This is a genomic window from Psychrobacter sp. 2Y5 (assembly GCF_051847375.1).
In the GTDB taxonomy this organism is placed as follows: domain Bacteria; phylum Pseudomonadota; class Gammaproteobacteria; order Pseudomonadales; family Moraxellaceae; genus Psychrobacter.
In genome coordinates, this window is the sequence record NZ_JBPYDA010000012.1 from 53,850 (window position 1) to 60,004 (window position 6,155).

Here is a 6,155-nt window from a genome sequence, read left to right on the forward strand (position 1 = left end):
CTACCTTATTATTTTTTGAGCGAAAAAGCCACGGTTTTATGACCTATCCAATTCACCCAGCTGACCGGGAAAAAGCGCAGCTGTAAGCGGATGATATTGGCCATGATGCCAGGTACGACTAAGAACTCTCGGTTTTTTACGCCTTTGAGCATAGATTTGACCGCGTCTTCAATCTTCAGCTCACCTGCTAGCTTTTTCATGCCGACGCCTGCTTCTGCCATCACGCCGACCTCGGCTTGAGTAAGAGGGGTATCGATGGGCGGCGGTGCAAACACGGTGATATCTATGCCTAACGGTTGCCACTCATAACTGATCGATTGCATCATACCCCAAACAGCGAATTTTGAGGCGCTATATGAGCTATAGCCGTAGCTACCGGTGAATGAGGCCATCGAAGCGGTGACCATGACTTGTTTGCCACGGGTTAAGAAAGGCCGCATTGCTGCCAGTACATTACGCGTGCCAAAAACATTGATCGCCATCACGCGCTCGAACTGCTCTTGGCTCATCTCATCAAAGCTCCAAGGGCCAGTAATACCGACAAAATGCATAAGAATATCAGGAGACCTCTCATTGGCAGCAGCCGCTATTTGCTGAGTCGTCATCTCGGCATCCGTGACGTCTAAATCATAGGCGCTGATAGTAGCATTGTCTTTATTTAAGCTTTGCAAAGTAGCGACGCTGTCATCGAGTGATTGTACATCGAATAATACTAAGTGAGCACCTTGCCCAATGAGCTGTCTTGCGGTTTCAAACCCGATACCCGAGGCGGCGCCAGTGATATAGACAGTTTTATCTTTATAGTAGCTCATCAAGCACCTACCTTTTGGGTTGAGCTATTGTTTGCTACATCGGTGTGCAATGAGCCAAACTTAGCTTCACCTATTAGATGACTGACTTTATGACCCGGAATGAGCCAATAAGGAGTCGCTTCGCTACTTGAAGCGCAGTTAGGGAAGTCAGGATTTAGTGAGGGACCAGCAATCGTTTTTTCCATTATCATAGAGATGTATTGATCGGTGCTATCTTCCAGCGTGTTGCCATTTAAGATAACTTCCATCCCTGTTTTTTTGGCATAGCGGCGAATGGCATTTACCTTAGAATTCATCGGTGCATAAGCATCTGCCCCTACGCCATTTTCTGAGGTGACGCGGATGCCATCAGGGACTCTAGCCACTAACGAGTGGTTGCCTTCAGTATGACCTGAGGTATGCACCAGGGCCAAGCCGTCCCCTAACTTAAGACTGCTGGTAAAGGTAACCACCTTATCAGGATCGACGCCTTCGATACCGTTGGGGCAATACCATTCTGCTTGCACAGGGAGTAAGCCTTGCGCACTTTGCCATTCTTTTTCGTGCACTAGTAGTTTGGCATTGGGAAAATAAGCCGCTCTATCCTCATCGGCGGTTTTACTGCCCAGCCATTGCCGTACATCTTGCGTATGCAAGTGATCATAGCTGATGTAGTCGACATCTTCAGGCTTTAGACCAATCTCATCTAGAGCTTGAGTCACGTCACGAAAAATAGGCGCAACTACACTCTCAAGCGGCGACCAATCTGGCATTTTATTCGTTAAGCGCTTAAAGAAGGGAGTCTCGCGATCCGCCTCAATATCAGAGGGTGAAAACAACAAGGTCTTAAGCTCGCCCAAAGCATTGCGAAACTGCACGATGAACAGACGATTAAGAATATGTAGATAAGGGAACTTATAAGTGCTTTGCGTGTAGACACCGCTGTAGGCGTACCATGTCGGATAAGGCACCCGGACCAGATTGACACTTTGATAGTAGGCAACTTCCGGCTCATCCATAAAGCGCTCTCGAAACGCCTCAGCTGCCTTACGCGCCGCTGTTAGGCGCTCTTGCGGTAATGGACTTGTGCGTACATTGTCGAAGTCATCAAGGGCTGTCATCCCTAGTGCTTGTAGATCCATCATACATCTCCTTATGATTAGTGGATTTTAAGATAGTACTATTTGATGCCGTACTATTTTGAAATCATATTAGCAGTAATGGTTTAAGCTTTATAGCGGCTTTTAAAGACTACTAAGTCTGCTCATCAGCGCCTATATCGCTTTATCCCAATAAGGATCATCCCCCAAACGCTCGGCAATAAAGTCGATCAAGTAGCGGCAGCGCTGAGATAAGAATCGATTTTTGGGATAAACAGCATAAGCGTTTAAGGTCGGCAATTGATACTCCTCAAGGAGCGGAACTAAATCACCGCGTGCTACGGTCTTATAGGTGATAAAAGTGGGCAAAAAAGCAATGCCTTGACCTTTTACCGCCATATCGAGTAAAAAGTCGCCATTATTGGCTTTTATTTTTGACTGAGTAGCGACCGTATGAGTTTTACCTTTGGCGTCCGTTAGCTCTATACTGCCATCTTTGCCAAGACCATATTGCAAAAACTGATGGTGCTTAAGATCTTCTAAGGTTTTGGGCGTACCCCTTTCGCTGAGATAATCAGGACTGGCGCAGAGGGCATAACGAATCAGCGCCAAACGCTTGGCTTGATGAGTAGAGTCTTGCAATTCTCTAATGCGAATGGCTAACTCAAAGCCCTCCTCGACCAAATCCACATGACGATCAGAGAAGTCTAACTCGAAGTTCAAGTTGGGATGCTGATTGGCATAATCGTCAATCACCCCGCTAAGATGCATCAAACCAAAAGTCAAAGGCGCGGTCATTTTCAGCGTACCTTCGATACGCGTAGGCGCGCCGCTAGTCTGCTCATTGAGCGCGTCGACCTCATTCAATATGCTGCATGCGCGCTGATAGTACTGCTCACCCGCCTCAGTCAGATTAGATTGACGCGTGGTTCGGCTGATGAGCTGATTACCTAAGCGCGTCTCTAAATCTTTTAAGCGCCGACTTACCGCTGATTTGGCGATATTTAATTGCTCAGCGGCCTTGGTAATACTACCCGCCTCGACAATACGTACAAACATCGCCATGTCTTCAAGCTGTCCCATCTTAACGGCCTTTTATTGTTTGTTTGAAAAACTAAGGGAGATTCTATCTAGAGAACCTCCCTTATTACATTAAAAAATGAGCTACAAATCAAGCGGCTATATACTTATCAGTAGCACTTTAATCACTTAAAACCGTCTATTTAAGATCGGCTTTTTTGCTGCCTTCAACTTGCACCACTAGCTTGACGTTTTTCATTATGCCGCCATCCGTATAGGTATCGATACCCCACTTGGTTCTATCAATAGTGGTCTCAAAATCACCACCACAAGCCTCAACGCCTAATATTGGACTATCGTAGCAATTAAACTTAGTCGCTGTTAGAGTCACTGGATGCGTCTCACCTAATAAAGTTAAATCGCCGGTGACTGTCTTAACTTTGTCACCAGCAAACTGCCAGTTGGTAGATTTAAAATAAGCCGTTGGATACTCTTTAACATTAAAAAAATCTTCAGATTTAAGATGATTATCAAAGGCTTTGAGCCCTGTGCTTAAGCTGCCCATGGGAATGGTAATGCCAACAAAACCCTTTTTTGCTTCAGGCGCGTACTCAAGAATACCTGACAAGTCATAGAAACCACCTGCATTGGTAGAAGTACCAAAGTGGTCTACAGAGAAGCGTACTGCAGTGTGATGGGGGTCAAGCTCATAAGTTGCAGCGTGAGCGACAGTGCTCAGCACCCCAAGACCACTGATAGCGGCGATAGCGATAGCACGATTGGTTTGCTTTAAAAATTGTGAGGTCATATTGAATAATCCTTTTATTAAGTACAGCCTTGTTGAGTACAGAGGTTTAAATGAGTTTAAGCTCAATTTTTATTAAGCCTGTTTAATATTTTACGAAACTAAGTCTAGCAAAGACTAGAAAAAATAAATGCCAAAGCTGCTAAAGATAGGTGTTATTGCGTTGCTTTTTGTACGGTTTTATAAGAATCACTTATAAAGTGATCGTTCTTGCTGTATAAGCACGATATTGAATACAAGCACTCTTTGTACAGCTACTTTTAGTAAGGCAATATTGATAGCTTGAGCATATTTAGTTTATCGTTAATAAAAACCTAATGTAGAGGCTCTAGATCAATACCTCAACTTAGTATAAGTAACGTGAGCCATAAATTTAACCATATTTTATGCCTTAGTATTGTTCTTATATTAAGAACTCATATTTGTAATTAAGATGGTTTATTACATTTTAGGTAACGACTATAATAGCGTCATTATTAAGCTTATCAACAATATTTTAACTTATGAAACCTTAACCTATAAATTATTTTTGGAGACTCACTATGGATAAGTTACAAGATTTAAGTGCACCGATTGGTCGTTTATTTATATCAATGATTTTTATTTTTTCAGGCTTTACTAAGATTACAGGATATGCAGGTACGGCAGGCTATATGGAATCTATGGGCGTGCCTAGTATGCTGCTGCCGTTAGTCATTGCCGTTGAAATACTCGGCGGTATTGCGGTACTTATTGGTTTTAAAGCTCGCCTGGCTTCTATCTTGATGGCTGGATTCAGTATTGTATCTGCCATTATTTTTCACCAGTTCTGGAACGATGAGTCGCAGATGAACCCCTTTATGAAAAACATCGCGATGGCGGGTGGTTTTTTGATGATCTTTGCTCATGGTCCAGGTGCTTACTCGATCGACAATCGTAATCGCCGTAAAATCTAGTATACTAAACGCCTTATAGTATATGGTTTTACATCATCATTAAGGACTTATTATGAGCGCACCACTGAACATTGCTCTGATTATCGGTAGCTTGCGAGCAGCGTCTATCAATCGTAAATTCGCCGAGTACATTGTCTCGCAAATGCCTGATAACGTAGATATACAAGAGGTACATATCGCCGATTTACCGGTTTATAATCAGGATTTTGATGAGACGACTATAGACAGTTATGAGCGCGTCCGTAGACAATTAAAAGCTGCCGATGCCGTACTTATCGTTACGCCAGAGCATAACCGTACTATGCCTGCTGCCCTCAAAAACGTTATCGACATCGGCTCTCGTCCTTATAAAGAAAACATTTGGACAAGCAAAAAGGTAGCTGTTGCAACAGCGTCCCCTAGTACTTACGGTGCTAGAGATAGCGGTTTAGATGTGCGTAAAAGCATGCAGATGCTATCGGCGAAGGTGATGATCAGTCCTGAGGTATACTTAGGTAATGCTACTGACAGCTTAGATGAAGAGGGCCAAGTCAGCGAGCGTACACAGAAATTTCTACAGAGATTTGTAGACAGCTTTGTAGACTTCGCTGGCAATACCAATGCCTAAAGCTCAAGCTAGCAATCATTCTCGTCACCCGCTAGAGGATAAGTCGCCAAGTTTTTGGCAGCGCTATCAAGCGCCCATCTTACTGACAGTGGTTGGCGGCGCGATTGATACGATTGGCTTTATTACTTTGTTTGGCTTTTTCACCGCTCATGTCACGGGTAACTTAGTGCTGGCGGGTAGCGGTTTGGTTAAAGGGGAAGATGGCTTATGGATCAAGCTTGCATCTGTGCCGCTGTTTATTCTGACAGTTGTGATTACGAAGATATATATTGATAAAAGTAAACATCAGCAGCGGGTGCTCAGTCATTTATTACTCGCAGAAGCGCTGTTTTTAACCGCTTTTATGAGCGCAGGACTGTCTTTTCAGCCCTTTACTGAAGCGGGTGACATGACAGTTGCGATCACTGGCGGCTTAGGGTTAACTGCACTTGCTATTCGCAATACTGCTAGCAAAACGGTCATTAAGCACATGAGCCCAACCGTACTTATGACCGGTAATACCACGCAATTAGGTATTGGCTTATCAGATTATCTGGCGAATCGTAGCGCTGATAATGCCAAAAAACTCGGTCATAGTACAGCGCTGGTTATCAGCTTTGTGATTGGCGCTCTACTTGGCGCAATACTTTATGTCAATCTAAGCTATTGGGCGGTCGGTTTATTTGTGATGCCGGTGCTGTACTTATCTTGGCTGGCACGTGATCCAGAGTTTTTACAAAACATTAGCTAGCTTTAAGGTTATCTAAGCGATAGAGCGTTTAAATTCACTTGTACTTTATCTTTAGCTATCTACTCTTTGAGCAATAAAAAAGCCATGATTTGAACTGACCCCCAAATGTTGGACGGTTTATTTTATAACAAGGACTGAGTTCTGTATTGCACAGGACTCAGTCCTTT

The 6,155-nt window shown here is 43.8% G+C and carries 7 protein-coding genes; 3 read left to right on the top strand and 4 right to left on the bottom strand.

All coding sequences use genetic code 11. From position 1 onward, the window contains the following. Nucleotides 1–8: 8 nt before the first annotated feature. From ACS8E3_RS11630 to ACS8E3_RS11645, 4 genes are all read right to left on the bottom strand, one after another. Entirely contained in the window at nt 9–812 is an 804-nt protein-coding gene (locus ACS8E3_RS11630; RefSeq protein WP_439244365.1) for an SDR family NAD(P)-dependent oxidoreductase, read from the bottom strand. After that, nucleotides 812–1,936 carry an MBL fold metallo-hydrolase gene (locus ACS8E3_RS11635; protein ID WP_439244368.1) on the bottom strand — a complete coding sequence of 375 codons (1,125 nt, stop codon included), beginning with the start codon at nt 1,934–1,936 and terminating at the stop codon, nt 812–814. Before ACS8E3_RS11635 ends, ACS8E3_RS11630 begins: the two co-directional genes overlap by 1 nt. A gap of 129 nt (nt 1,937–2,065) precedes the next feature. Next, entirely contained in the window at nt 2,066–2,974 is a 909-nt protein-coding gene (locus ACS8E3_RS11640) for a LysR family transcriptional regulator (protein ID WP_439244370.1), read from the bottom strand. A gap of 136 nt (nt 2,975–3,110) precedes the next feature. Then, on the bottom strand, nt 3,111–3,719 hold the full coding sequence (locus ACS8E3_RS11645) for a YceI family protein (RefSeq protein WP_439244371.1): 609 nt from the start codon (nt 3,717–3,719) through the stop codon (nt 3,111–3,113). A gap of 539 nt (nt 3,720–4,258) precedes the next feature. Here ACS8E3_RS11645 and ACS8E3_RS11650 point away from each other — a divergent pair. Genes ACS8E3_RS11650 through ACS8E3_RS11660 form a run of 3 tightly spaced genes read left to right on the top strand, consistent with a single transcriptional unit; the run spans nt 4,259 to nt 5,988 of the window. Continuing rightward, nucleotides 4,259–4,651, top strand: a complete 393-nt coding sequence (locus ACS8E3_RS11650) for a DoxX family protein (RefSeq protein ID WP_439244372.1) — start codon at nt 4,259–4,261, stop codon at nt 4,649–4,651. 52 nt (nt 4,652–4,703) lie between these two features. Next, nucleotides 4,704–5,258 carry an NADPH-dependent FMN reductase gene (locus ACS8E3_RS11655; protein ID WP_439244374.1) on the top strand — a complete coding sequence of 185 codons (555 nt, stop codon included), beginning with the start codon at nt 4,704–4,706 and terminating at the stop codon, nt 5,256–5,258. After that, nucleotides 5,251–5,988 carry a YoaK family protein gene (locus ACS8E3_RS11660; protein WP_439244375.1) on the top strand — a complete coding sequence of 246 codons (738 nt, stop codon included), beginning with the start codon at nt 5,251–5,253 and terminating at the stop codon, nt 5,986–5,988. The genes ACS8E3_RS11655 and ACS8E3_RS11660 overlap by 8 nt, the downstream gene beginning before the upstream one ends. Nucleotides 5,989–6,155: the final 167 nt, after the last annotated feature.